This window comes from Mycobacterium fragae (assembly GCF_002102185.1).
Taxonomy (GTDB): domain Bacteria; phylum Actinomycetota; class Actinomycetes; order Mycobacteriales; family Mycobacteriaceae; genus Mycobacterium; species Mycobacterium fragae.
This window is the reverse complement of sequence record NZ_LQOW01000028.1, coordinates 300,727-325,283: the sequence shown is the minus strand read 5'-3', so window position 1 is coordinate 325,283 and position 24,557 is coordinate 300,727. Positions and strand designations below refer to the sequence as shown.

Genomic DNA, 24,557 nt, shown 5'->3' with positions numbered 1-24,557 from the left:
GGGACGCCCATGACATTCCGGCTCCGCAACTCACAGCCTCGCCTCGATCCACGAAACCACGTCGTCGAGCACGGCAAAGCGTTCCGGCTCGTTGAACACCTCGTGATACAGCCGGGGATAGACCTTCAACTCGGCGTCCGCACTGCCGACGGCGCCCATCAGCCGGCGGCTGCCCTCGACCTCGATAAGCCTGTCCTCCGATCCATGCACGACCAGCAGCGGCGCGGTGAGCGCGGCGGCCCGCTGGGGCATGGTTTCGCCGACCAGCAGCAGGGCGCGGGCGATACCGGCGGGAACCTTGCCGTGGTGCACCATCGGGTCGATGTTGTAGGCGGTCACCACCGCGGGGTCGCGGGATATCGCGTCGACGTCGAGTTCCTGTAGCGGCAGACCCGGCGCGATGGCGCCGAGGGTCTTGGCGACCCAGGCCAACAGCGGCGACACGGCGTTCTGTGCCGCCACCGCCGGGCCCGAAAGCACCATCAGGTCGTAGTTGTCGGGGCGTTCCACCCCGTAGGCGAACACGATGCCGCCGCCCATGCTGTGGCCGAGCACAATGCGCTTGCACCTGGGATGTTCTTTGGTGGCGATGCCGACCAGCGCGTCGAAGTCGCCGGTGTACTCGGAGATGCTCCTCAGCCGCACCCGCTTGCCGCCCGAGCGGCCGTGCCCGCGGTGATCCAACGCGTAGGTCACCAGCCCGGCCTCGCCGAACCGCTGAGCGACATGGTCGTAGCGGCGCGCGTGTTCGCCCAGCCCATGCGAGAGGACGACGACCGCACGCGGCGGGACGTCGGGGATCCAGACGTCGTAGACGATGCGCACGCCGCCCACGCCGTCGAAGCTTCGTTCCGTGCGGGTGGTTGTCATCAGGGGCAGCGTAGCGGCGCGATGTCGGGGCGGCTGCGTAAGCTCATGCGCGTGAGTCTGCTCGCGGAAGACTTCGAGGGTGAAGGTGCCGGTGAGCGGGGCGCGGATTTCTCCGCGCGTGCCGAGCCATACCGGCGTGAACTGCTCGCGCATTGCTACCGGATGACCGGTTCGCTGCATGACGCCGAGGACCTGGTGCAGGAGACCTTTCTGCGTGCGTGGAAGGCCTACGACCGGTTCGAGGGCAAGTCATCGGTGCGCACCTGGCTGCACCGCATCGCCACCAACACCTGCCTGACCGCCCTGGAGGGTCGGCAGCGGAGGCCGTTGCCGACGGGGCTGGGCGCGCCCAGTTCGGACCCGACCGCGGAGTTGGTAGAACGCACCGAGGTGCCGTGGCTCGAGCCGTTGCCGGATGTCCCCACAGACCCGTCCGACATCGTGGGGTCGCGGGAGTCGGTGCGATTGGCGTTCGTCGCCGCATTGCAGCACCTGTCGCCGCGGCAGCGTGCGGTGCTGGTGCTCCGCGAGGTGCTGCAATGGAAGGCCGCCGAAGTGGCCGGCGCGATCGGCACCAGCACCGCGGCCGTCAACAGCCTGCTGCAGCGTGCGCGCTCGCAATTGGAGTCCGTCGGCCCGAGCGCCGACGATCGGCTGGCGGCACCGGATTCGGCGGACGCGCAGGATCGGCTGGCGCGCTACATCGCCGCGTTCGAGGACTACGACGTCGACCGGCTGGTGGAGATGTTCACCAGTGAGGCGATCTGGGAGATGCCGCCGTACGTCGGCTGGTATCAGGGTCCGCAGTCGATCGCCACGCTCATTCGCGAGCAGTGTCCGGCGCAAGCGCCCGGCGATATGCGCCTGATCCCGTTGGTTGCCAACGGCCAGCCCGCCGCCGCCATGTACATGCGCGACGGCGAGCACCACCGACCGTTTCAGCTGCACGTGTTGGACATGCGCGCCGATGGGGTCTCGCATGTGGTGGCCTTCCTGGACACCACGCTGTTCCCTAAGTTCGGCCTGCCCGACCGGCTCTAGCGCGCCGGGCGGCCAAGGTAGCGTGACCGGCCATGGGACGCGTAGACGGCAAAGTCGCACTGATCAGCGGTGGCGCGCGCGGTATGGGCGCCGCACACGCGCGGGCATTAGTCGCTGAAGGCGCCAAGGTGGTCGTCGCCGACGTCCTCGACGACGAAGGCATCGCGGTCGCGGCGGAGCTGGGTCCGGCAGCTCTGTTCCTCCACCTCGACGTGACCAGGCGCGATCAGTGGAAGGCGGCCGTCACGGCGACGGTCCAGGCATTCGGCACACTCAACGTGCTGATCAACAATGCCGGCATCGTCAACGGCAATACCCTGCAAAACTTCCCGCTCGAAGACTGGCAGCAGATCATCGACATCAACCTCACCGGGACGTTTCTGGGTATGCAGGCCGCGGTCGCGCCGATGATCGCGGCCGGCGGCGGTTCGATGATCAACATCTCGTCGGTGGAAGGTCTGCGCGGCAGTCCCGGGCTGTACGGCTATGTCGCATCCAAGTTCGGGGTGCGGGGCCTGGCCAAGGCCGCCGCGCTGGAGCTGGCGCCGCACGGCATCAGGGTCAACTCGATCCATCCGGGCTTCATCCGCACCCCGATGACGGCGGGCCTTCCGGAGGACTTCCTGCAGATCCCGCTCGGTCGCGGCGCAGACCCGGCGGAGGTGTCCGCCTGCGTCGTTTACCTGGCCTCCGACGAGTCGTCCTACTCGACCGGCCAAGAGTTCGTCGTCGACGGCGGACTGACCATCGGCATACCACACAAGACCATGTAGCGGGCTATTTCACCAGGTCAGCGTGTACTGCAGGCCCCCATTCTGTAACGCGTTCTGACCGCTTGGCTAAGATCGCTCGGGTGAAGACCAAAGGCGCGCTTTTGTGGGAGCTGAACTCCGACTTCAGCATCGACGAGATCGAGCTGGGTGATCCCGTTGACGACGAAGTTCAGATCCAGCTACATGCCGCCGGCATGTGCCACTCGGACTATCACCTGACCACCGGGGCCACCCCGATAGGGCTGCCGGCGCTCGGCGGACACGAGGGCGCCGGCGTAATTACCAAGGTCGGCAAGAACGTCACGGGTCTGGCGGAGGGCGACCACGCCATCCTGGCCTTCATCCCGGCCTGTGGGCAGTGTCCACCGTGCCTAAAGGGGTTCCGATCGCTATGTGATCGGGGCGCGGTGCTGCTCGGCGGCAAGGCCATCGCCGACGGCACCTGCCGGGTGCGCGCCGGGACGCACGATGTCTCGCCGATGAACTTGCTCGGCACATTCGCGCCGTACATGACCGTGCACAAGGATTCGGTGGTCAAGATCGATCCGGACATCCCGTTCGAGTCGGCGGCGATCATGGGCTGTGCGGTGCCGACCGGATTCGGATCGGCCACCAACGTCGCCAACGTTCAGCCCGGTGAGACGGTGGCGATCATCGGCGTCGGCGGCATCGGGATGAGCGCACTGCAGGGCGCTGTGCTCTCCGGTGCCAAGCACGTCATCGCGATCGACCCGGTCGAGTTCAAACGCGAGCAGGCGATCAAATTCGGTGCCACGCATGTCTACCCGACGATGGCCGAGGCGATCGCGCCGATGATCGATCTGACCTACGGGCTGATGGCCGACAAGACGATCATTGCGGTCGGCGAGATGCGTGGAGAGATGATCGAAGAAGCGATGACCCTGACCGCCAAGACCGGCACCTGCGTGGTGACAGGCATGGGCGCGATGTCCGACGTGGACGTCAAGCTCAACTTGTTCCTGTTCACGATGTTGCAGAAGACGTTGAAGGGCAACATCTTCGGTGGCGGCAACTCGCATGTCGAGACGCCGCGCCTGGTCGGCCTGTACAAGTCGGGCCTGCTCAAGGTCGACGAGATGGTGACCAGCACCTACCGGCTCGAGGATATCAACCAGGGCTACCAGCACATGCTCGACGGCAAGAACATTCGCGGCGTCATCAAATACACCGAGGCCGACTGGTAAACCGCACGGGTGGCTACGCTGAACTCATGGCCGCCACCCTGGACATCCGGCGAGCCGCGGACCGCGTCGTCACCAAGACGTCGTGGCTGAACTCCCGACATTCGTTCTCGTTCGGCGACCACTACGACCCACACAACACCCACCACGGGGTGCTGCTGGTCAACAACGACGACATCGTCGAGCCCGGCCGTGGCTTTCAGACCCACCCCCACCGCGATATGGAGATCGTGACCTGGGTGCTCGACGGGTCGCTCGCGCATCGCGACTCCGTGGGCAATCGCGGAGTGATCTATCCGGGCCTGGCTCAACGGATGTCGGCCGGCAGCGGCATCTTGCACTCCGAGATGAACGACTCCGCCGCCGATCCGGTGCACTTCGTGCAGATGTGGGTGCTGCCCGACGTGTCGGGCATCGACCCGAGCTACCAACAGCACGAGATCGACGATCGACTGCTCGACGGCCGTCTGGTACCGATCGCCTCGGGGATGCCCGGGCATGACGCGGCGATCACCATCCACAACCGCTCGGCGGCGTTGCACGGCGCGCGGCTGCAGCCCGGCGACAGCGTCGAGCTGCCGGCGACACCGTACCTGCACCTGTTCGTCGCGCGCGGCCGGCTGCAATTGGACGGCGGCACCGACCGGGCGGAGCTGGCCGAGGGCGACGCCGCGCGGTTCACCGACTCGAACGGCCAGCACGTCTCGGCGGGCGAGCCGTCGGAAATCCTGATCTGGGAGATGCACGCGACGCTCGGTTCCGCGACATAAGGACATAGGGTTGCTCCGACGAACAGGAGTCGGCATGTCTGAAACGAACCCCCGCCACGCAGCGCCCGACCCCAAGGCCGGCTTGCGAGCGACCCGCAGGGTGCGGTTTTGGGTGGCTCCCATCGTGATCACCTTGGCCCTGCTGTCGGCGCTCGCCGCGCTGTATCTGGGCGGAATCTTGAACCCGCTGACCAACCTGCGACACTTCCCGATCGCGGTGGTGAACACCGACGCCGGCCCTACTGGCGGACAGGTCGTCAATGGATTGGTGTCCGGGCTGGACAAGAACAAGTACGACCTGCGGGTGCTCTCCCGCGCGGAGGCCGAGCACCAACTGGACACCGCGCAGGTTTACGGCGAGGTCGTGGTGCCGCCCAACTTGTCCTCGAGGCTGCAGACCCTGGCAAAAAGCGCGGTCGTCCCGGGGCGGGTCGACCGCCCGGTGATCAGGATCTCGACCAATCCGCGAGCGGGCACGCTGGGCGCCAGCATCGCCGGCCAGACGCTCACCCGGGCTATCACCGTGGTGGATTCCCGCTTGGGCGAACGGCTTTCGCAAGAGGTGGCGCAGCAGACGGGTGGCGCACCGATGCCCGGCGCCGCCTCTCTGACGCTGGCTCATCCGATCGAGATCCAGTCAGGCGTGCACAACGCGCTCCCGGACGGGACCGGTAACGGTTTGTCCGCGTTCTACTATTCGTTGTTGCTGCTGCTGGCGGGTTTCACGGGCAGCATCGTGGTCAGCATGCTGGTGGACTCGCTATTGGGTTATGTGCCAGCCGAGTTCGGTCCGGTATATCGATTCGCCGAGCAGGTACGGATCTCGCGGTTCCGCACGCTGTTAATCAAGTGGGCGTTGATGGCGGCGCTGGCCTTGTTGACGTCTGCGGTGTACATGGCGATAGCATCCGCGCTGGGAATGCCGTTCGGAAATGGCTGGGCGCTATGGCTGTTCGGGGTTTTCGCGATCGTGGCGGTGGGCGTCACGTCCACCTCGCTGATCGCGGTGCTGGGCTCGATAGGTCTGCTGGTCAGCATGCTGGTGTTCGTTATTCTCGGTTTGCCGTCGGCGGGCGCGACGGTCCCATTGCAAGCCGCGCCACAGTTCTTCGGCTGGCTGGCGAAGTTCGAGCCCATGCACCAGGTCTTCCTGGGTGCGCGAGCACTGCTGTACCTGGGCGGGCGGTGGGATGCCGGGCTGTCGCAGGCACTGATCCTCACCGCCATCGGACTGTTGATCGGTCTGCTGCTGGGCGGCATCGTCACCCGCATCTACGACCGTCGCGGTTATCACCGCATTCCGGCGGTTGCCGCATCGGCGCCCAACGCCCAGGCGGCGGTCCCCGCAGCCCCTGCAACCACGACGGCAGACGAGTAGCCGCGTTCGCTCGCCTGCCCGGTCATTGCATCGCGGCTAAAGCGTCACGCGATTGTTACGCAAGTTGACTCTGTTATCTCTGAGGTTAATGTTGTGCTTGTTGTACCGACTCGCGTGCCGAAAGGGCAACCGTGCCGACTCTTGCCGCCTTCCGGCGCATATCAGCCAGCTGCGCCGGGTTCGTGCTGTGCCTGGCGCTGGCCATCAGCATCGGGCAGCCGGTGGCGCGCGCGGAGGCCCGCGATTTGCTGGCCGGCGCGATCGCGAACACCCGGGGTTCATATCTGGTGTACAACTTCGGCAGTGGGCATCCGGCACCTATGCTCAACGCCGGTGGCGGGTGGTACGACGGGACCAGCGGTGGGCACTTGATGGTCATCAAGGGTGCGTCGCAACGGCTTTCACCACATCTGCTGGTGGACAGTCACACCGGTGCGCAGGCACGCTGTGAGCGCAACCCCGGGGCTCGCACCGGCGAAGGATTGATGCAGGCCTCGGAGATCTACTCGCCGCTGCAGGCCTGGCAATTGCTGGGTCAACCGACGATCGCCATCAACGCCAACTTCTTCGACATCCGCGGACAGAAGGGCGGCTCGTGGCGCTCCACGGGGTGCAGCTCGCCGCTGGGAGCCTATGTCGACAACACCCGCGGGCAGGGCCGGGCCAATCAGGCGGTGACCGGCACCATCCCCTATGCCGGCAAACAGGGCCTGTCCGGTGGGAATGAACACTGGAGCGCGTTGGCGACGATGATCATGCCGACTCGTGGCGCGCCATCTGTGGTGTGGCCCAACGGCGGCAGGGACGGCCATGATTACGACGCCGCCGCCCCGGTCGTTCAGGGTTTGGTGGAAAGGGGCGAATCGTTCGTCGCGGTAAGTGGATTGGGGTTGTTATCCCCGGGGAACACCGGCCAGCTCAATGACGGTGGACCCAGCGCCGCCCGCACAGCAGTCGCCTACTCCCACGCCAAAGACGAGATGTATGTGTTCCAGGGCGGCAGCTACACACCGGACAATATCCAAGACCTCTTCCGCGGATTGGGTAGCGACAACGCGGTTTTGCTCGACGGCGGCGGGTCGTCGGCGATCGTGCTGCGCCGCGAGACCGGCGGGATGTGGGCCGGCGCCGGGGTGCCGAAGGGCTCCTGCGACACCGCTCAGGTGCTTTGCGACTCGCGTGAACGTGCGCTGCCAAGCTGGCTGGCGTTCAACTAGCTACCGGCGGTCCGAACCGGAAGATGAGCAGGCTGACCGCCACCACCGCCGCGGCCAGCGCGATCACCGGAGCCACCGTCACCCGTGACAGCGTGGCGCCGAAGATGGCGCCCCCGCACATCGCGAAGATCACGCTGTAGCGCAACTTTTCGCGCTCGCCCGTGCCACCGGCCAGCCTGCTGTCCACGCCAATGCCGACGACCGTCGACGTCAACACCGTCGTGCTGAGCTCCTGGATCCCGAACTGGCGTGCGGTGGCGTTCTGTACGCCGAAAGTCAGTGCCAGCCCGGCGATCAGGATGAGTTTGGTGTTTGCGTGATAGCTCAGCACGCCGGTGCCCGCCAGGATCGACAGCACCGCCAGCATGCCGACCTCTATGCCCAACGACACAGTGAGCCATCGCCTGGTCTGCTGGCGCAGGTGCCGGGCCAACCGGCCGCCGACGACGGTGCCGACGAGAAACCCGATGAACGCGACGATAGCGGCGGTCAGATCGACGCCCGCGCCTGGGACGAACCAAAACCCGAGGAAGATGACGTTGCCGGTCATGTTCGCGACGAACACGTGACCGAGAACGAGCACGCTGATCGCATCGACCAGGCCGGTGGCAAATGTCAACAGCAGCAACGCCGCAACCGTCAGCCGATGGGATACCGGCGAGACCATCACGCCAGCGACCATGGGGTCCAATCCCTTTCGGCGCGCCGGCCTACACCCGAGGCGTCAGATCCAGCGAGGTGATGGTCGTCATCTTGGTGACCAGCCAGCGCGCGTGGTCACGTCTCATCACCACCCGATAGGACAGGTATTTCAGGGACGGAATGCCTTTGGTAGCCGGGCTGGTGGAAGTGCTGTTGGTGTACACGATCGCGGTGGCGTTTGCCGGGTCCAGAGATTCCACAGCCGCCCCGGTGACCTGGGTGTGGTTGGTGATCTGTGCCTGCTTGTTGGGCGCCGCGATCTGGTCGACGAATTTTCGGTACTGGGCCTCGAAGTCGCCGCTGAGGTATTGAGCTGCGCGGTCGGCGAGCGTATCGATGTTCTCCGGGGTGTAGGTCCACAACGTTGTGATCGCATTGGCGGCGGTGCTGGCAATCCGCAGCTTGGTGTCCACGGTGGCGCGATCGGTCAGATACGGCTGCACCATTGCGCCGGCGAATGCCCCGGCGCCCACGAACAGCGCTGCGGCCGTGGCGGCCGCGATGGCGAGCCGCTTGCCGGCCGGCCGCCTTACCCGCAGCGTGATTTCGGCTTCTCCGTCTGCGGGTTGCTCAGCCTTGGCATCCTCGTCTTCGGTTGTGCCAACGCCGGTTTCGTCGCCCGCAGTGTCCTCGTCGTCGGTGACCGCCTCGCTCGTCGTTTCCGCCTCGGAAACTTCCGGTTGGGGTCGTTCGGCGGTCGCGTCATCGTCGGTCAGATCACCTGCAGCAGGCTGCTGATCTTCCACTGCTCACCTTCCCGTTGAGCGGTTACCACCCAACGATTTGTGTCCTCGAGTATTTGCTTTCCGTCGGGAGATTTGTATTTGACATCGGTGGCCACCAGCACATTTGCGCTGCCGTCGTCGTTCCATCGTTCCACCCCGGCATCCAGGGTGGTGCCTCTGGTCGGCTCGGCGCGGGCAAGTCCGATCAGGATCTCGTTCTGTTTGTCGCGGTACTGCTTGGCGAAATCGCCTGTGGCCTGGGCTAATATCCGGTCCACGTAGTCGTTGGCATGAAACGGATCCACCGTCGTGAACCCGGTCATGAATGATTTGACGAAGCCGAGCACGTCGACTTCCTTCATCGCCAACTCGTGATGCGACCGATGGTTGACCAGAACCAATGAGGAAGCAGTGATTGCGACCGCCGCGAGCACCGTGGCGGCGGCCATGGCGATGGGCAGCGCCCATTGCCGCGTCGGCTTCCACCATTGCCGCGGTAACGTCAACCGGCGCAGTCGCACCCACGACCACCGCGTCGGCTTCGGCACCTGTGGGTTGAGCAGGGGCTCCTCGCCAGGCTGAATTCGGCGCAGCGGGCTCATCTTTTACCCTTGGCGGGTTTCGGTTTGGTCACCACGGTCAGATCGTCGACGAGCCAACGCGCGTCGGCGCCCTTGACCAAGGCAACCCGGACGGTGGCGGTGATGAAGCGTTGCTGCTGCCCGCCGCCGCGGTGACCCTGCATGAACAGCAGCATCGTCGCCCGATCCTGCGTCGCGGAGAGCACCGCGCTGTTGGTCACCCAGTATTCGTTGACGACGGGGTGGCCCTTCTGCACCGCCTGCTGCTGCGCGACCAACTGCGGACGGTATTTCTCGGTCGTCCGCGATTGCGCACGTGCAAAATCCTCGCGCAGCGATTTCGGGTCGTAGGTCAGCATTTCGGTGACGATCTTGGGTCCCTGCGCCTGTACGGCGGCGCGCGTTTGATCCGACGTCCGATCAGGCAAGAAGACCGCCAGGACGCTGACCGCGGCGCCGCCGATGCACAGCAGCGCCGCGGTCGACACGACGATCGCGGTGAGCCGCCGGATGTTGGCGGGCCTGTTCTGCGGGTCGACACGGCGCACCTCGGTTCTCAGCAGCAAATCGGCGAAGGTACGCCGACGCGCGTCCCACAGCGGCCATAGCCAGCCGACGAATACGGCGATGGTGTCGAGCAAGTGGGCGAGGTCTCGCAACAGCAGCCGACCCGGCCCGGGCGCAGTTCCATCCGGGCGCACCACGACGATCCCCGCCAGGGCACGTCCCACGCTCCATCCTTTGATCACCGGCAACGCCACCCGGTTGACGAAGGTCAGCAGCAGAGCACCCGCCAGAACACAAACACACAGCCACCACCAGGTGCTCTGCGCCGGAACGGCCAGCCTGGTCAAAACCATCGTCACCGCCACGGCAACTCCGGGCAGCACATCAACGGCGAACGCCGCTGCGCGAACATGCCAGGGCGCCAAGCCATTCGGTGTCGCTTGGTCCGCCGCCGGGATGGTCTCGGTCTCCTCGACCACCGCCGTCACTTCGCCACCTGGTCGAGCTTCGCGATCCGGTATTGGCCCTCGTCCGGTGCCATCGTCACGCGCAGTCGGTAGCCCGATTCTTGGTTTTGCGTTTCGCTGTTGGACACCTTGACTCGCAGCGCCACCAGAACATCGACCGAGCCGTCGGCGTTGTTGCGCTCAACCGCCGCACGCATATCCGACACCTGCACATGCGCGTTCGCGGCCTGGTACGCCTCGACGAGCAGGCCGCTGTACAGAATCGCTTGGGAGCGGAAAGCTCCGGTGCCGCAGTCGATGATCCTCTGCGCGCTGGCGAGCATGGCGCCGACATCGGGGGCCTGTGTTGCGGCGACACAATCCTTTGCAGCCTTTATCGCCGCCGCATCGCGGCGCGCGAGGGCCTGGCTGTCCTGGTGCGACCGCAGCGCGAGGTATCCGCCCGCGCCGAGACCGCCGGCCAACACGAGAAGCGCTGCCGTGATACCGACAAACCAGCCGCGAGTCAGGCGCGAGGGGTTTCGTTCGTCGTGCGCCGGCTCACCGGCATCCTCGGCGCTTTGCTCCGAATCCTCAGCCGTTGCCTGCGAATCCTCGGCGTCCGTCTCGGTTGTTTGGTCGCGACCCTCGGCGGTTGTCTCGGTGCTGGTTTGGTCGGCTGTGACGTCCGATTCCGGCGAATCGTCGGTGTCGTCAGGGTTCAGCCGGCCGGCGCCAGCATCTCCTTCCATCCGTCGTCTCCTCTGGTACTCGAGTTATTGACGGAGAATTTCGAACCGTCAGGACCTACGACCTCGCCACTCATCGGACTATAGATGGCCGTAGGAGGCCCAGCCGGAGTGTAGACGCAGGGGTTGGGCTGCTGCCCGTTGCACTGCACCGTACCCGAACCCGGACGCTGCAGCGGATCGCTCTTCGGCGGCGGACTACCACCCGGTGGTAACCGGTCGGCGGGCAACGGGTTCAAACCATTGTTGACCGACGGTGCCGGTATCACCTGGCCGGGATTCACCGGCTGATCGCATCGGGCCCCGGGCGCCGGGCAGTTCAGGATCTGGTTCGGGTCGCCGTACCAGGGGTTGGTGCCCAGTGGCTCGTACGGCTTGTTGCTGCGGCAGTCCTTCGGCGTCGCCGCGCGTTTGCCCGGGACGTCGACGCACGGGATGTTGCGCGATCCACGCACCACGTTCGCTTGAAAGTCCTGCGGGATCTTGCAGTACGCGCCCTCCACCAAGGGCGCCATGCTGACATCGGCGGGCGAGCGCCACTCCGATGGCGAGGGCCACCCGGTGAGACAGGGCGGCGGGTAGTTGATCGCCAGCGAGAGGTCCAGCGCAGCCATGTGATCCTTCTCGTACGGCGCGGAGACCGTCTGGATGATCGACCCGAGCTGGGGCAGGAACACTAGCACCTGCTCGAGCCCGCCGTGGTAACGCTTGAGCATGTCGATCACGATCTCGAGATTGGCCAGGGTCTGCGGCAGTGACTCGCGGACGCCGCTGAACACCGAGTTGACCTGATCGGCCGTCGGCGCCGCTTGGCTCAGAATGCTTTTCAGATGCTGGTCGTTCTGCGCTGCCTGCGCGGCCAGGACGTTCAGGTTTCGAGCCCAACGCTCGATCGCGCTGCCCGAGGTGACCTGGCTTTCCAAGATCGGCGTCGAGTTCTGGATGATGTCGTCGACATCACGGATGTTGGTTTTGAAGTCACCCACTATCGCCTGAGTGGAGTCGACCAGTCGCTGCAGCGACGGGCCCAATCCGCCCACCGCCTGCGCGGTCTCGTCGAGCAACTGGCTGATCTTCTCCTTGGGCAGCACCTCCAGCCCGCGGTTGGCGGTGTCCAGCGCGGGCCCGATCTCGCTGGGGACGGTGCCCTTGGTGATGGTCTGCCCGGGCGAGAAGAACCTGCCCGGATTGCCCACTGACACCAGGTCCAGATACTGCTCACCGACCGCGGACACCGAATGCACGTTCGCCGATGCGTCGATCGGGATCTTGTACCGGTTGTCGATGCTCATCGTCGCCTGCACGCCGCGCTCGGTCGGTTCGACGGCGGTGATCTTGCCGATGGTGATACCGCGATAGGTCACGTTGGCGGTGGGGTACAGACCGCCGGACGCGGGCAGGTCGGCCTTCAGGTCGTACTGGCCGATACCCGCCAGCGTGGGCAGCCGCAGGTAGTACCAGCCCAACACAACCAGGGCGATCACCGTCACGATGCTGAAGATGATCAGCTGGCGCTTGAGGAAGCGAGTCAGCATTGCCTGTCCGCCCTTTCGACCAAGGGCCCGCCGGGCGCGTCGTTGGGGTTGGGCGTGTAGCGGACGTCGGGAATCATCGTCTCGGGGTCCCGGCCGTACGACTGCTCGAGTGCCCGCAATACGCCGGATAGCCCGGTCCCGGTGAGGAACGCGTTGTCAACGGCCGACAACGTGGTGTCGAGCGTGAGCGACGAGTTCATGAAGTCGCCGCGGATCAACTTCGGGGCAGTGTCGAGGTCGAACGGTGCGGTCAGGATCAACTTCAGCGCGCCGAGCAGATACGGCGAGGCACGTCCCAGCTGCTTCAGCGGGCACTGCAGTAATTGCAGATCCTGGTGCAGCGGGCCCCGCGCCTCGCCCAGGTACAGGGCGGCGGCTTGGCTGAGCCGGCCCACCGCGTCGACCGCGTTGATCAGATGCGTTTGATAGTCCTTGTTCGCGAAATACTTGATCAGCGGCGGGATTTCGGTCAGCGCTCGATCCAGCACATTCGCCCGGGTGCTTACGTAGGCCAGCAGCCGGTTGGTGGAGTCGATGGCATGGTTGATGTCGTCGCGCTGCTCGTTGGCTTGCCGGGTGAACGTGTCCAGCTTGCCGAGGAACGCGCGGATCTGCGGCCCCCGCCCGGCCAGGATGTTGTTGACCTCTTTTTGCAGGACCTCGAGGTTTGGGATGCCGCCGCCACGCAGAATCATGGCCAGGCTGGCCAGCGTCTGCTCGATGCTGGGATATGCCGACGAGTTCTTCAGCGGGATGGTGTCGCCGTTCTTCAGCTGCTGTGACGAAGGGTGCGGCGGCGCGGCCAGTTCGATGTGCTGAGAACCCAGCAGACTGGTCTGCCCGATCTTAGCGGTGGCGTTCGCCGGTAGCTTGACATCCTTGTCCAAGCGCAACGTCAAGGTGGGCACCCAGTTCCTCAGCTGGATATTGCGGATGCTCCCGACGAAGACGTCGGCCACCATGACCTTGCTGTTGCCATTGATGGCCAGCGTATCCGGCATCTGCACGTAGACGGTGTAGGAACCGGGACCGCTGCCCGGCCCGCCGGGCAGCGGAACGTTGGAGATACCGCGCCAGCCGCATGAGCTCAGCATCAGCGCGGCGGTCAGCAAGACCAGCCCCTGCCAGGTACGGCGGCGAAGCACGCGCATCACCCTGCTCACTGGCCCCCTCCTGACGATGCGGCCTCAGCCGGCAGCGGTGGGCCCGCGGGCGCCGGGCCTGGCCCGGAGACCGGCGCCGGCGTCGGCGCGACCGGACCAGGGACTACCTCGGGCCCCGGTGGTGGTGGTGGTATCGGCGCCGGGTGGTTCGGCTGGCCGATGTAGGGCAGCGGGCCGGGCTCCTCGTTGTAGGCATTCGGGTATCCCGGCGGTGTCTGCAGGTTTGACTGCACCGGAGCGATGTCCGGCCCGCCCATGAGTTCGCCAAGCGACTCGGGGGTCAGCAAGCCCGCCGTCACCGGCCCCACCTGTACGCCTTGCATGCCCGGCGCGACGATCCAGCCGTGCTGGGTGTTGCGGTGCGACAACGGTGTGTCGGGCACCCAGATGCCCGGCACGGTGGTGTCCTTGTACCCGTTCGGCGGCTGCAGGCGCGGCTCCGAGTACGCGACCTCTTTGGGCAACGTCGCGGCGGTGCTGAACAGGTTCAGCCCGAACGGCGGGAAGTTGAACTTGATCGCATCGAGAATCGGCGCCAGGTACTGCGCGCACAGCTCGGCGGATTCCTGGTAGCCGAGCCGGCTACCGGCCTGAATCGCGCTGCAGATGAACTGCATTGGGTTCGCGAAGCCCATCGTGCCCAGGGTCCCGGCTGGCTGGCCGACGACGGCGCCCTGCGCCGGGTGGTAAATCAAGGCCGCATTCGACAGGGCCGTCGGCAGCACGTGCAGGCCGGTCTCCAAGCCGTTCAGCGGGTCGGGTTGCACCAGCGCATTGGTCGCCTCGGCGAGGTTGTTGATGTCGTGGGTCAGCACCTCCGCGTTCTTGTCGAGGAACGGCCGAACCGTCGTGAGCAGGCTGTCGACCTGTTGTATCGCGTTGGCCAGGTCGGCGTCGGAGCCGCGCAAGTTGCCGGTCAGCTGGGCCAGGTTCTTGTTCAACGCGACGAACTTCTGGTCGTCCTGGTGCAGCGCGTTCACGAACAGCGCCAGACTTCGGACCACCGCGAAGAAGTCGCCGCGGCCTTCGTTGAGCGCGGTCAGTGCTCGCGACAGGGCGTTGAACGTGGTGTTGATCTGCTTGCCCTTGCCGGCCAGCCCGTTGGCGTAGGCCTCGATGACGTCACCGAAGGGCCCCTTGGGCTGCTCCTTCGTGGGCCCGAGTTTGGAGATGATGTTGGTGACGGTATTTCGTAGCTCGTCCCACTCGGTGGGCACCCGAGTGCGCTCTATCGGGATCACCGCGTTGTTCGCCAGCACCGGACCGCCCTTGTATGGCGGCTCCAACTGGATGAGCCGCGACGCCACCAGGGTGGGGTTGAGGATCGCCGCCTGCGCATCGGCAGGCACCTTGTACTTGTTGGCGTAATGAAAGGTCACCTTCATCTTGTCGCCGACCGGCTCGATCTTGTCGACCGCACCGACCTTCACACCCATAATCTCGACCGAGTCCCCGGAGTAAAGCGCATTGGCCTGCGGGAAGTAGGCGACCACGGTGTTGTTGGTGAGCTTCTCGAAGAGCCGGTAGCCGACGTACGCGACGACGAGCGCCAGCACGATCACCAGTGCGCCGATGATCACCGACGCCCGAGACAGCCTCGGCAGCCGCAGGTTGCGGATATCGAAGACGGTGCTCACTGAGTACCTCCCACGCTTCCTCCGCCGCCGCCTGGCTGGCTGCCCTGTACGCCGGGGGGGATGAACGGCGCCGGCAGCTGTTGGCCGGGTCCGGGTGGTGCCGGCGGTCCGGGCGGCAGTCCCGGCGCGAACGTCGACGGCGGGGGCGTCGGGCCGGCCGGTGCCAGATGCTCGGTCCGTGCCCCCGGCGGCGCGTTCGGCGGCAGCGGCGCCGGGGTGCCCGGCAGGTCAGGTGGCGGTGCGCCCGGCCGCCCGGCGATCGGGATGCCCGGCGTCGGGGGCAAACCGTTCGGGTTAGGCGGCGACGAGAGCACGTCGGGCAACGAGTACGGCCCGTTGGGCCCGAAGGGTCCCACATTTGGATTCATGCCGGCACACGGCATCGGGTTGCCCGGCCGCGGCAGCAGCTCCGGCGGCGGCGTGTACGAGCACGGCGACCCCGGCGGCACGGCCGGTCCCGGGTGATCCGGGGTGCCCTCCAGCACCGGCGGCGCGGGCGGCGGCGCACCGTTGGGGAACCGGGTGCCGTTCGGGTCGGGGAACCGGAAGGCCGGCAGCCCCGCGCTGCGCCAGAAGTCCTCCGGGTCGATCCCACGCTTCTTGAACGCCGCATCCACCCACGGCTGCAGGATCCAGGGCGGCAGCAGGTTGGACAGCTGGACCTTGAAGTACGGTCCGGACGCGACGGTTTCGTTCAGGGCCGCAACGGTCTTGCCGAACGTTGCGAGCGTCTTGGCCAGGTCGTCCTTGCGGGCCACCAGCAGGTCGCTGACGATGCGCAGCTGCTCCAGCACGTGATTCAAATTGGGGTTGTCGTTGATCAAGTTCTGCACCTGCGCCGAGAAAGCGGAAACATTGCCCAGCAGCGCGCTGATGGCCTGACTGCGCTGGTTGAACGCAGCCAGCAGCTCGTTGGCGTGGACGAACAAGTGGTCGATCTGCTCGCTGCGGTCGCCGAGAATGCTGGCCACCTGATTGGCCTGCGCGAGCAGATGCGTGATCTGGTCGTCCCGCTTGCCGATGGTGTCGGCGAATTTGGCCACGCCGTCGAGGGCCGCGCTCAGGTGGGGATACGTCTGATCGATGGTCTGCGACAACACGTTCAGCGACTGTTTGACGGTCTCGATGTCCCAGCCGGCGGCGGCTTTGGTGACATCGAAGAACGCGTCGTAAATCTGGTAGGGGGTAGTGGCTTGCCCCAGCGGCAACATCGCACCCGGACGCAGCGGCTGGGTGCCCTTCGGCTCGATCTCGAGCACCTTCTTACCCAGGATGGTGTCGGTCTTGATCGCCAGCCGGCTCTCGGTGCCGATGGTCTTGTTGCCGGTGGAGAACTTCATCACGACGTGGTCGCCCGCGATCTTGATCTCCTCGACCTGCCCGACATTGACGCCGGCGATGCGCACCTTGTCGCCCTTGTTCAGCTGACCCGTATCGGTGAACTGCCCGTAGTAAGTGGGCTTGGCGAACAACATCGGAACACTGGTAAAGGTTTGGCCCACGATGACGACCAGCACCACCACGACCACGCCCATGAGGCCGATTCGCAATCGGTTGGCAGGTTCCAGCGTTCTCATTGCGGCGTGCACCTACCTGACGGCTGCGCCCAGACATGGACCGTGCGAACAGGGCCGCCCGCCTGTAGCCCATTGGTCTTCAGCGTGAGATCGCACAAGTAGAAGTTCACCCAGTCTCCGTAGCTGCCGACGGCGCGGCCCACAATGTTCAGCCCGGGCGGCGTGCGGCGGATCTGGTCGTCCCACGCGTCCCGCTGGTCGATGATCGGTTGCTGGATGGGCTCCAGGTAATTCAGGGTCTTGTGCAGCAGGGTCCGGTTATCGGCCAGCAGGTCGGCGACGGTCCCGGCGGCGTCGCTGATGTGGGCGGTGCCGGCGGCCAGCTCGTCACCGTGGGTGTTGAGCCCGCTGATCAGTTTCTCGAAATTGTCGACGGTCTCGTCGAACTGCTTGCGATGTCTGACCGTGGTGTCCAGCACGATGTTGAGGTTCTTGACCACCTCGCCGATGGCCTGGTCGCGCTCGGCGATCGTGGAGGTCAGCTGTGCGGTCTGGTCGAGGATGTCGTTGATGGTGCCGCCCTGACCCTGGAAGACGGTGATGATGGCCGAGGCGATGTTGTTGACCTTCTCCGGGTCCAACGCCCGGAACAGCGGCTTGAAACCGCCGATCAGCGCGTCCAGATCCAAGGCCGGCTGAGTGCGCGACAGCGGGATGAACCCCCCGGGCGGGAGGACCCGGTCGGCGCCCTCGCCCTGCCCGCGCTTGAGTTCGACGTAACGGTCACCGATCAGGTTCAGGTAGCGGATCTGTGCGGTGGTGGACTGGTACAGCGGCACGGAGCGGTCCACGTCGAAATCGATCTGTACCCGATGCCCGTTGTCGACCAGCTGGATCTTTTTGACCTTCCCGATCTCCACCCCGCCGGCCCGGACGAACTGGCCTTCGCGTAAGCCACTGGCATTGCTGAATTCCGCCGAGTAGCTGCTGGTCCGGTCGAAGCGCATCTGACCGAACACCACGGCGAGCAGCACGGTGAATAGCAGCAGCACCGTCCCGATGATGCCGAGCCTGATTAAGGTACCGGTGATTTTCATGGGTTGATCGTGTTGTCCCCTACCTGACGGCCCCAGACGTACTCGACTGCGTACGGCGAGCCGGTATCTACGTGGTTGTACGGCGCGAGGCTGTTGCCGGTGTCCGCCACTAGCGTGGGCGCCGGCCAGAAATCACGGGTGATCGACTGCCAGCAGCCGGGCGCACCGCCCGGCCCGCCGTGCGCGTTCACGCGCGGCAGGTTCTCCGGGTAGATGTAGGGGTTGGGCGCTCCGCCTACCAGTCCGGCCAGCCCGATGAGGCCCTGGGTGGCGATCGTCATGCCGATCCCCGGGAGACCCAGCATGAGCCCCAACCCGGAGAACAATTCGGTGTCGGATCGCAGCGAATAGCCGCCGAAGCCACCCGTGAAAGCGGCGACCTTCGGTTCGACATCGTGCAAGTTGCGGATGGCACAGAACACCTCCGGGCTGTAGGTGTCCAGCAGCTGAGCCGAGGGCACCAGGTCAGCGGCCCCCCGTGCCAGATACGGCCCGCCGCGGTTGAAGATGTCAGCGCCGGTATTGCCGAAGCCGGTCGCCGCCAACAGGGCCGCATCCAGCTCCTTCTCCTGCAGGTGCACCGTGTGTGCCGTCGTCGACGCGTTGTTCAGGAAATCGAACAGGTCCGGCGACGCGTTGGCGTAGGTGTCGCCGAGGTCCGCCAACCGCTGAATGTCGCGGCGGATAGTGGGCATCCGCGGATTGATGTCGTCGAGGACGGCGCTGCCGTTGATGATCGACTGCCCGAACTTGTCGCCCAACCCGTTCAACGCTTCCGCGGCCGCCGAAAGCGTCAGGTTCACCTTGACCGGATCCACCTTCTCGGAGATCGACATGAGCGTCTGGAACAGCGTGTTCAACTCGACAGTGACCGACCTGGCGTCGATGACGTGCTGCGGCGTAATCCGCTGGGGCGTAGGGTTTTTCGGCGACGTGAACGCAACATACTTGTTGCCGAACAGGGTGGTCGCCACGATCCTCGCGTCCACGTTGGCCGGAATCACCTTGAGGTAGCGCGGATACACGTCCAAGGCCAACTTGGCCGCCGGCCTGCCGTCCTGCTGCACCTCGGAAATGCTGGCCACCCGGCCGATCTCCGCCCCGTTGTAGGTGACCTTTGAACCCGGATCCATCACCAAACCCGCACGAGACGACAGCATCGTCAACCGCGTCTTTGGCGTGAAATCCCCCTTGAACTGCAGGTACACCAGCCATAGCACTAGCGCAGCGACCAGAAAAACTACTACACCGGCTGTTCGGTACGGCCGGGCCGGCGGCTTGTTTACCTTCCCCTGCGGAGTCGTCATGCTCTATCCCGTTGCCTTACACCGTGAAGTTGAAGTTCGGGTTGACGCCGTAGAGCGCCATTTCGGCCAATAGCATGACGACCGGCGTCGAGACCAGCGAGAAACGCATCGAGCGGCCGACTGCCTCACCGACACCGACCGGGCCGCCGCTGGCGTTGTAGCCGTAGTAGCAGTGCGAGAGCATCACCACCCCGGCGATGATGATGACCTCCACGAATGACCAGAACACGTCGTTGGGGCGCAAGAATGTCCGGAAGTAGTGCTCGTAGGTGCCCGTGGACTGTCCGTATATCACCGTCGTCAGGACCTGCGGAGACAGGAAGGACAAGATCAGGCCCACCGCGTAGAGGGGGATGATCACCACCAGCCCCGCCAACGCCCGGGTGGACACCAGGTACGCCGTCGACTTGATGCCCATCACCTCCAGCGCGTCGATCTCCTCGCTGATCCGCATGGCGCCCAGTTCGGCGGTGGCGCCGGCGCCGACCGTGGCTGCCAGGGCGATGCCGGTGACGATGGGCGCGACGAGACGCACGTTGATAAATGCGGCGAGGAACCCCAGCAGGGTCTGGATTCCAATGTGGCCCAGTGACGCAAGGCCTTGAATGGCGACCAGCGAGCCGGCGGAGAGCGTCACGAAAGCGATGATCACCGCGGTGCCGCCGACGACGGCCATGGCCCCGGTGCCCATGCCGACTTCGGCAATGAGCCGCAGGATTTCCTTGCGGTAACGGGTCACCGCCCACGCCATGTCGCGACCGCCGATTACCGCGAACCAGCCCAGCTTTCCGGCTTCCTCAAGTGGTCGGGCCGCGGCGCCGCCGTAGCGACGAAGGTTTCCCGCTGCCCGCGGGAAGCGGGTGCGCAGTACTTGACCTGTCGTCATCCCAGGGCCCCCGTTCCGAACCGCACACCGATAGTGGTCAGCACCACGTTGACCGCGAACAGCGCCACCACAACCAACACCACGGTCTCGTTGACGGCGGTACCCAGACCCTTGGAGCCGCCCCGGACGGTCAGCCCGCGGTAGCAGCCGACCAGACCCGCGATGAGCCCGAAGGTCAAGGCCTTGATCGTCGCGATGACGACTTCGGGCAGTCCGGTGAGCAGGGTCAGCGAGGCCAGGTAAGCGCCGGCCGACACGTTTTGCAGATAAACACCGAAGAGGAAGCCGCCGACCAGGCCGACCATGCAGACCAGGGCGTTGAGCAGCATCGAGACCAGGGCGCAGGCGAGGACCCGGGGCACTACCAGCCGGTGGATGGGGTCGATGCCGAGCACCTCCATCGCGTCGATCTCCTCGCGGATGGTGCGCGCACCGAGGTCGGCGCAGATAGCGGTGGACACCGCGCCGGCGATCACCAACACCGTGTTGATCGGGCCGATCTGGGTGATCACCGCGATCCCGGCGCCCGCGCCCGAGACATCGGCAAGGCCGACCTGGATCAGCAGGACGTTGAACGTGAAGATGAAAAGCGCCGTAACGGGCACCGAGACCGCCATGGTTGGCAGCAGTGCGACCCGCATGATGAACCAGCACTGCCCGATGAATTCGCGCCAGTGGAACGGCAGGCGGAACACTGCTTTTCCGGTCAGCACGCACATCCGGAAGAAGCCGCCGACAAGTACCAGCGGCGGGCCTAGCTGGTCACGCACGTAATCGGTGAGTCGCGGCTGGGTCGTTGTCACCGGCGCCCCCTCGGGAAGGAACCGCGGCTACCGCGGCATAGCGGCGGATCCAGTCTCACGCCTCCTCCTTGCCCCATCCCTCAGGTGTGACCGCCGCCTCCCTACTGCGGGGTAGTAAGGCAGACCACAGGACCATACCCGATGGCTCACTCGCCGTACACCGCATCCGCACTATTAGCCTTCCGTCAAACTGACCTGCGCGTTCTTCGTTATCAGAGCGTTATGTCAGGTTCATCCGCCGCGACCTGGATCCGTTGACGCCGAAGCGCTTTCATGGGCTCCGGCTGCACCCTGGGGCGCCCCGTAGCGTGCGCGCAATTCGGTCTTGAGCACCTTGCCCGCGGGGTTCCGCGGCAATGCGTCGACGATTTCCAATCCCTTGGGATGCTTGTAGCGCGCCAGCCGCTCGGTGAGGAACTCATCGAGATCCTCTATGCGCAGATCGCTTTGGGCAACGGCGGCGACCGCGATCGGCACCTCACCCCACTTTTCGTGGGGGCGCCCGATGACGGCGACCTCGACGATGCCGGGATGACTGGCCAGGACGTTTTCCACCTCGGCGCAATAGATGTTCTCGCCGCCGGAGATGATCATGTCCTTCTTGCGGTCGACCACCCAGACGTAGCCCTCGTCGTCCATCCGGACCAGGTCGCCCGAATGGAACCAGCCGCCGGCGAACGCCTCGGCGGTGGCCTCCGGGTTGTTCCAGTAGCCGCTCATCAATGTCGGTGCCCGGTAGACGATTTCACCGACCTCACCGACGGGCACATCGTCCATGTTGTCGTCGACGACGCGGGCGGCCACCGTCGGTATCACCTTGCCGACCGAGCCGCGCTTACGGATCGCGTCCTCCCCGAGCAGCATGCAGGTGACCGGCGACATCTCGGTCTGGCCGAACGCGGCCAGGATCTGCGTTCCGGGGAAGGTTTCCGACATCTCCCGCAGCAGCGTGTCCGACGCCGGCGCGGCGCCCCACGACATCACCCGCAGTCTCACGTCGCGCGGATTTGCCTGCTGCGCAGCGCATACCGCCTGCCATTGCGCGGGCACCAAAAAGATTCCGGTGACCTTCTCCGCGGCCAGCACGTCGAGGAGCTGCCCGGGGTCGAACGCGCCCAGCGGATGGATCACCGTGGGGATGCCGAGAAGCATCCCGGTCAACATGTTGCCGATTCCGGCGATGTGGAAAAACGGGACGCCGATGAAGCCGACATCGTTGACATCCACGCCGTGGGTGAAAAGCCCGGTCATCGTCTGCCCGGTCAGGTTGGTGTGGGTCAGCACCGCACCTTTCGGCCGGCCGGTGGTACCCGAGGTGTACATGATCAGCGCCGGCGAGTCGTTGGGGATGTCCACCGGCTCGGGCGGGTCACCGGGCTCGTTGACCAGATCCTCGTAGCCCAACAGATCGCCTTCGGTGGCGCTGCCGGCCACTGCGATCGTGTTGAGCACCGACGTGATGCCGCGGACACCGCCGGCCACCGCGGCGAGCACGGATTCGGTGATCATGATTCGCGCTTCGCAGTCGTCGACCAGGAAGGCGAGCTCGGCGGGCGTCAGCCGAAAGTTCACCGGCACCGCGATGGCGCCGAGCATGTTGGCCGCCAGCACCGACTCGACGAACTCGGGTCGGTTCAGCATCAGGATCATCACCCGGTCCCCGAAGCCGACCCCTCGGCGGCTCAGGGCTCCGGCCAACGCGACGACGCGCCGCCGAAGTTCGGACCAGGTGATGGTGTGGCCCATGAATCTCAACGCCGTCGCACCCGGCTGCATCAGCGCGTGCCGCTCGAGTTGATTGACCCAGTTCTGTCGTCGAGCCAGGTACGGCTGCTCGGTGGGAGCTGCCCCGAGGGCGTTCTGGCCAGTCAACTGCGCGGTCAACTAGAGGGTTTCCTTTCTGCTCGGCGCCGTTCGCGGTCGGCTTGATATTTGATAAAACTTGGTGTTGTGTGGGTCACATTATGGTCTTAGCGGCGCGAAGACAAGCGCTTCCCGACTTTGGGCCGCCGCTGCGCCGAGCGCAGTTGTCCGACGAGGTCGCGGGCCACTTGCGTGCGGCGATCATGTCGGGCGAGCTGCGACCCGGGACGTTCATCCGGCTCGACGACACCGCGGCCAAGCTCGGGGTCAGCGTCACGCCGGTACGCGAGGCGCTACTGAAGCTGCGCGGCGAGGGCATGGTCCAACTCGAGCCACACCGCGGCCATGTCGTACTGCCGCTGACCCGCCAAGACGTCGACGACATCTTCTGGTTGCAGGCAACCATCGCCAAGGAACTCGCCGCGACGGCCACCCAACGCATCACTGACACCGAGATCGACGAGCTCGAGCACATCACCGACACGCTGGCGGCCGCCGTCGCGTCCGCCGACGTCGAGGCGATCGCGACGATCGAGTTCGCGTTTCACCGGGCCTTCAACCATGCCGCCGGGCGGATCAAGTTGGCCTGGTTCTTGCTGCATGTCGCGCGCTACATGCCGTTGTTGGTGTATGCCGCCGACCCGGAATGGGGTGCGGCCGCAGTGGACAACCACCGGCGGTTGATCGCCGCGCTGCGCCGCCGCGATGCCGGCGCGGTCGTCGAACACACCAACTGGCAGTTCGTCGACGGCGCGCGCCGGCTCGCCGAGCGACTGGACACCAGCGGGATCTGGGGCTAGTTCGACGACGCTAGTTCCTCGGCGCGCCGCTTGAGGTTCTCGGCGAGGTAATCCAACACGTTGTTCACGAGCTTCTTGACCATCGGCGCCGGCACCGCCATCTCGGTCTCGACGTCCATGTCCACAGTCAGCAGCGACGTCGGGCCCATCTCCACGACGCTGAACAGCTGCTCCTGCTTGGTGAACAGGTTGCCCTGCTGCATGACCGTCTGAATCTGGTTCGGGTTCGGGTAGTACACCGCCTGGATATAGGTGCCTTCGATGCCTTCATAGGCGGCATCCAGACGCAGCTGGCTGGGGCGTCCGTCGTCGTAGCGGGCCAGCACCCACAGGCCTTTGATCTCCTTGTTCCACTGCGGGTAGGACTCGAAGTCGGCGACGATGCCCATGACTGTGGCGGCGTTGGCGGCGACCTCGACGGTCTTGCTCACGAACGGCATTGGCCGAGCATATCCGTGGCGATCGCAAGCGCGGCGAAGCCGGGCACAGCGGATCGGCACAGCGGCCGAGGGCGTCGGAACAATGCACTAGCTCACGCAGGCCGTCGCCAGCAGCGCGCGGATGGCCTCCGGAATCGGTTGCGGTTTGCGCGTGGTCCGGTCGACGTAGACGTGCACCCAGTGGCCGAGCGCGGTGATGGTCTGTTCGTCTGCCCGGAACACGCCGAGCCGGTAGGTGACGCTGCTGCGTCCGAGCCGAGTGACCGCCACGCCGACCATCAGCCGCTCCGGAAAATGCAATTCGGAGAAGTACCGGCAGCCCGATTCGGCCACGATGCCTTGCAAGGGCGTGGTCACCGGGTCGAGGTCGACGTTGGTGTTGATCCAGCCGTTGATCGCGGTGTCGAAGAGCTGGTAGTAGACCGCGTTGTTCAGGTGCCCGAACATGTCGTTGTCGGCCCAGCGGGTGGTCACGGGCCAGTGCACCGGAAAGTCGCGGCTGGTGAGCCCGTCCGGGGCGGGCGGCCCCCCCGAAAACACGGTCATGG

Annotated in this window: 23 protein-coding genes and 1 pseudogene; 7 read left to right on the top strand and 17 right to left on the bottom strand. The window is 65.6% G+C overall.

Annotation, left to right across the window (positions count from 1 at the left end):
* Positions 1 to 30: 30 nt before the first annotated feature.
* Positions 31 to 870, bottom strand: coding sequence for an alpha/beta hydrolase (locus AWC06_RS18335; protein WP_085199403.1), 840 nt, complete (start codon positions 868 to 870; stop codon positions 31 to 33).
* Here AWC06_RS18335 and AWC06_RS18330 point away from each other — a divergent pair.
* The 6 genes and pseudogenes from AWC06_RS18330 (at position 818) to AWC06_RS18305 (ending at position 7,251) form a co-directional block, all read left to right on the top strand.
* Positions 818 to 1,911, top strand: a pseudogene (locus AWC06_RS18330) (sigma-70 family RNA polymerase sigma factor). The gene AWC06_RS18335 and the pseudogene AWC06_RS18330 overlap by 53 nt on opposite strands.
* A gap of 32 nt (positions 1,912 to 1,943) precedes the next feature.
* Positions 1,944 to 2,684 carry a glucose 1-dehydrogenase gene (locus AWC06_RS18325; RefSeq protein ID WP_085199402.1) on the top strand — a complete coding sequence of 247 codons (741 nt, stop codon included), beginning with the start codon at positions 1,944 to 1,946 and terminating at the stop codon, positions 2,682 to 2,684.
* Positions 2,685 to 2,764: 80 nt separating this feature from the next.
* The gene (locus AWC06_RS18320; RefSeq protein WP_085199401.1) at positions 2,765 to 3,889 is read left to right on the top strand and encodes an NDMA-dependent alcohol dehydrogenase; all 1,125 of its coding nucleotides are present in this window, start codon (positions 2,765 to 2,767) and stop codon (positions 3,887 to 3,889) included.
* Positions 3,890 to 3,915: 26 nt separating this feature from the next.
* Positions 3,916 to 4,656: a pirin family protein gene (locus AWC06_RS18315; protein ID WP_085199400.1), complete on the top strand. Its 741-nt coding sequence runs from the start codon at positions 3,916 to 3,918 to the stop codon at positions 4,654 to 4,656.
* Between the two features lie 34 nt (positions 4,657 to 4,690).
* The gene (locus AWC06_RS18310; protein ID WP_085199399.1) at positions 4,691 to 6,034 is read left to right on the top strand and encodes a YhgE/Pip domain-containing protein; all 1,344 of its coding nucleotides are present in this window, start codon (positions 4,691 to 4,693) and stop codon (positions 6,032 to 6,034) included.
* Between the two features lie 131 nt (positions 6,035 to 6,165).
* The gene (locus tag AWC06_RS18305; RefSeq protein ID WP_085199398.1) at positions 6,166 to 7,251 is read left to right on the top strand and encodes a phosphodiester glycosidase family protein; all 1,086 of its coding nucleotides are present in this window, start codon (positions 6,166 to 6,168) and stop codon (positions 7,249 to 7,251) included.
* Here the strand turns inward: AWC06_RS18305 and AWC06_RS18300 are convergent.
* From AWC06_RS18300 to fadD5, 14 genes are all read right to left on the bottom strand, one after another.
* A complete protein-coding gene (locus AWC06_RS18300) occupies positions 7,244 to 7,933 on the bottom strand; it encodes a YoaK family protein (protein ID WP_227371008.1) in 690 nt (229 codons plus the stop codon). The genes AWC06_RS18305 and AWC06_RS18300 overlap by 8 nt on opposite strands.
* A 28-nt stretch (positions 7,934 to 7,961) precedes the next feature.
* Positions 7,962 to 8,699 (bottom strand): mammalian cell entry protein, encoded by a 738-nt coding sequence (locus AWC06_RS18295; RefSeq protein ID WP_085199397.1) that lies wholly within the window; start codon positions 8,697 to 8,699, stop codon positions 7,962 to 7,964.
* Complete coding sequence (locus AWC06_RS18290; protein WP_085199396.1) at positions 8,666 to 9,280, bottom strand: mammalian cell entry protein; 615 nt, start codon at positions 9,278 to 9,280, stop codon at positions 8,666 to 8,668. Before AWC06_RS18290 ends, AWC06_RS18295 begins: the two co-directional genes overlap by 34 nt.
* Positions 9,277 to 10,254, bottom strand: coding sequence for an RDD family protein (locus AWC06_RS18285; RefSeq protein WP_085199395.1), 978 nt, complete (start codon positions 10,252 to 10,254; stop codon positions 9,277 to 9,279). Before AWC06_RS18285 ends, AWC06_RS18290 begins: the two co-directional genes overlap by 4 nt.
* On the bottom strand, positions 10,251 to 10,964 hold the full coding sequence (locus AWC06_RS18280) for an Mce protein (RefSeq protein ID WP_085199394.1): 714 nt from the start codon (positions 10,962 to 10,964) through the stop codon (positions 10,251 to 10,253). The genes AWC06_RS18285 and AWC06_RS18280 overlap by 4 nt, the downstream gene beginning before the upstream one ends.
* On the bottom strand, positions 10,934 to 12,496 hold the full coding sequence (locus AWC06_RS18275; protein ID WP_085199393.1) for a virulence factor Mce family protein: 1,563 nt from the start codon (positions 12,494 to 12,496) through the stop codon (positions 10,934 to 10,936). The genes AWC06_RS18280 and AWC06_RS18275 overlap by 31 nt, the downstream gene beginning before the upstream one ends.
* On the bottom strand, positions 12,490 to 13,647 hold the full coding sequence (locus tag AWC06_RS18270; RefSeq protein ID WP_085199392.1) for a virulence factor Mce family protein: 1,158 nt from the start codon (positions 13,645 to 13,647) through the stop codon (positions 12,490 to 12,492). Before AWC06_RS18270 ends, AWC06_RS18275 begins: the two co-directional genes overlap by 7 nt.
* Before the next feature lie 8 nt (positions 13,648 to 13,655).
* Positions 13,656 to 15,296, bottom strand: coding sequence for a virulence factor Mce family protein (locus AWC06_RS18265; RefSeq protein ID WP_085199391.1), 1,641 nt, complete (start codon positions 15,294 to 15,296; stop codon positions 13,656 to 13,658).
* Positions 15,293 to 16,873, bottom strand: coding sequence for a virulence factor Mce family protein (locus AWC06_RS18260; protein ID WP_085199463.1), 1,581 nt, complete (start codon positions 16,871 to 16,873; stop codon positions 15,293 to 15,295). Before AWC06_RS18260 ends, AWC06_RS18265 begins: the two co-directional genes overlap by 4 nt.
* Complete coding sequence (locus tag AWC06_RS18255) at positions 16,870 to 17,910, bottom strand: virulence factor Mce family protein (RefSeq protein WP_085199390.1); 1,041 nt, start codon at positions 17,908 to 17,910, stop codon at positions 16,870 to 16,872. The genes AWC06_RS18260 and AWC06_RS18255 overlap by 4 nt, the downstream gene beginning before the upstream one ends.
* Positions 17,907 to 19,217, bottom strand: a complete 1,311-nt coding sequence (locus AWC06_RS18250; protein ID WP_085199389.1) for an MCE family protein — start codon at positions 19,215 to 19,217, stop codon at positions 17,907 to 17,909. Before AWC06_RS18250 ends, AWC06_RS18255 begins: the two co-directional genes overlap by 4 nt.
* 16 nt (positions 19,218 to 19,233) lie before the next feature.
* Positions 19,234 to 20,103, bottom strand: a complete 870-nt coding sequence (locus tag AWC06_RS18245; protein ID WP_085199388.1) for an ABC transporter permease — start codon at positions 20,101 to 20,103, stop codon at positions 19,234 to 19,236.
* Positions 20,100 to 20,906, bottom strand: coding sequence for an MlaE family ABC transporter permease (locus tag AWC06_RS18240; RefSeq protein WP_085199387.1), 807 nt, complete (start codon positions 20,904 to 20,906; stop codon positions 20,100 to 20,102). The genes AWC06_RS18245 and AWC06_RS18240 overlap by 4 nt, the downstream gene beginning before the upstream one ends.
* A gap of 231 nt (positions 20,907 to 21,137) precedes the next feature.
* Positions 21,138 to 22,790 (bottom strand): fatty-acid--CoA ligase FadD5, encoded by a 1,653-nt coding sequence (fadD5, locus tag AWC06_RS18235; RefSeq protein ID WP_211281989.1) that lies wholly within the window; start codon positions 22,788 to 22,790, stop codon positions 21,138 to 21,140.
* A gap of 80 nt (positions 22,791 to 22,870) precedes the next feature.
* Here fadD5 and AWC06_RS18230 point away from each other — a divergent pair, with 80 nt between their 5' ends.
* The gene (locus tag AWC06_RS18230; protein WP_085199385.1) at positions 22,871 to 23,569 is read left to right on the top strand and encodes a GntR family transcriptional regulator; all 699 of its coding nucleotides are present in this window, start codon (positions 22,871 to 22,873) and stop codon (positions 23,567 to 23,569) included.
* On the opposite strand, the gene AWC06_RS18225 is transcribed toward AWC06_RS18230, so the two are convergent.
* Together AWC06_RS18225 and AWC06_RS18220 are read right to left on the bottom strand one after the other, a co-directional pair.
* On the bottom strand, positions 23,566 to 24,009 hold the full coding sequence (locus AWC06_RS18225) for an SRPBCC family protein (protein ID WP_085199384.1): 444 nt from the start codon (positions 24,007 to 24,009) through the stop codon (positions 23,566 to 23,568). The two genes, AWC06_RS18230 and AWC06_RS18225, sit on opposite strands and share 4 nt — an antisense overlap.
* An 87-nt stretch (positions 24,010 to 24,096) precedes the next feature.
* Complete coding sequence (locus AWC06_RS18220; protein WP_085199383.1) at positions 24,097 to 24,555, bottom strand: acyl-CoA thioesterase; 459 nt, start codon at positions 24,553 to 24,555, stop codon at positions 24,097 to 24,099.
* Between the last annotated feature and the right edge of the window lie 2 nt (positions 24,556 to 24,557).

What these genes read in the sequence shown, in the direction of transcription:
- AWC06_RS18230 (WP_085199385.1), top strand. Translation starts at nt 22,871, where the DNA reads ATGGTCTTAGCGGCGCGAAGACAAGCGCTTCCCGACTTTGGGCCGCCG.
- AWC06_RS18275 (WP_085199393.1), bottom strand. Translation starts at nt 12,496, where the DNA reads ATGCTGACTCGCTTCCTCAAGCGCCAGCTGATCATCTTCAGCATCGTG.
- AWC06_RS18300 (WP_227371008.1), bottom strand. Translation starts at nt 7,933, where the DNA reads ATGGTCGCTGGCGTGATGGTCTCGCCGGTATCCCATCGGCTGACGGTT.
- AWC06_RS18335 (WP_085199403.1), bottom strand. Translation starts at nt 870, where the DNA reads ATGACAACCACCCGCACGGAACGAAGCTTCGACGGCGTGGGCGGCGTG.
- AWC06_RS18220 (WP_085199383.1), bottom strand. Translation starts at nt 24,555, where the DNA reads ATGACCGTGTTTTCGGGGGGGCCGCCCGCCCCGGACGGGCTCACCAGC.
- AWC06_RS18260 (WP_085199463.1), bottom strand. Translation starts at nt 16,873, where the DNA reads ATGAGAACGCTGGAACCTGCCAACCGATTGCGAATCGGCCTCATGGGC.
- AWC06_RS18280 (WP_085199394.1), bottom strand. Translation starts at nt 10,964, where the DNA reads ATGGAAGGAGATGCTGGCGCCGGCCGGCTGAACCCTGACGACACCGAC.
- AWC06_RS18325 (WP_085199402.1), top strand. Translation starts at nt 1,944, where the DNA reads ATGGGACGCGTAGACGGCAAAGTCGCACTGATCAGCGGTGGCGCGCGC.
- AWC06_RS18310 (WP_085199399.1), top strand. Translation starts at nt 4,691, where the DNA reads ATGTCTGAAACGAACCCCCGCCACGCAGCGCCCGACCCCAAGGCCGGC.
- AWC06_RS18245 (WP_085199388.1), bottom strand. Translation starts at nt 20,103, where the DNA reads ATGACGACAGGTCAAGTACTGCGCACCCGCTTCCCGCGGGCAGCGGGA.
- AWC06_RS18270 (WP_085199392.1), bottom strand. Translation starts at nt 13,647, where the DNA reads ATGCGCGTGCTTCGCCGCCGTACCTGGCAGGGGCTGGTCTTGCTGACC.
- AWC06_RS18250 (WP_085199389.1), bottom strand. Translation starts at nt 19,217, where the DNA reads ATGACGACTCCGCAGGGGAAGGTAAACAAGCCGCCGGCCCGGCCGTAC.
- AWC06_RS18225 (WP_085199384.1), bottom strand. Translation starts at nt 24,009, where the DNA reads ATGCCGTTCGTGAGCAAGACCGTCGAGGTCGCCGCCAACGCCGCCACA.
- AWC06_RS18315 (WP_085199400.1), top strand. Translation starts at nt 3,916, where the DNA reads ATGGCCGCCACCCTGGACATCCGGCGAGCCGCGGACCGCGTCGTCACC.
- AWC06_RS18290 (WP_085199396.1), bottom strand. Translation starts at nt 9,280, where the DNA reads ATGAGCCCGCTGCGCCGAATTCAGCCTGGCGAGGAGCCCCTGCTCAAC.
- AWC06_RS18255 (WP_085199390.1), bottom strand. Translation starts at nt 17,910, where the DNA reads ATGAAAATCACCGGTACCTTAATCAGGCTCGGCATCATCGGGACGGTG.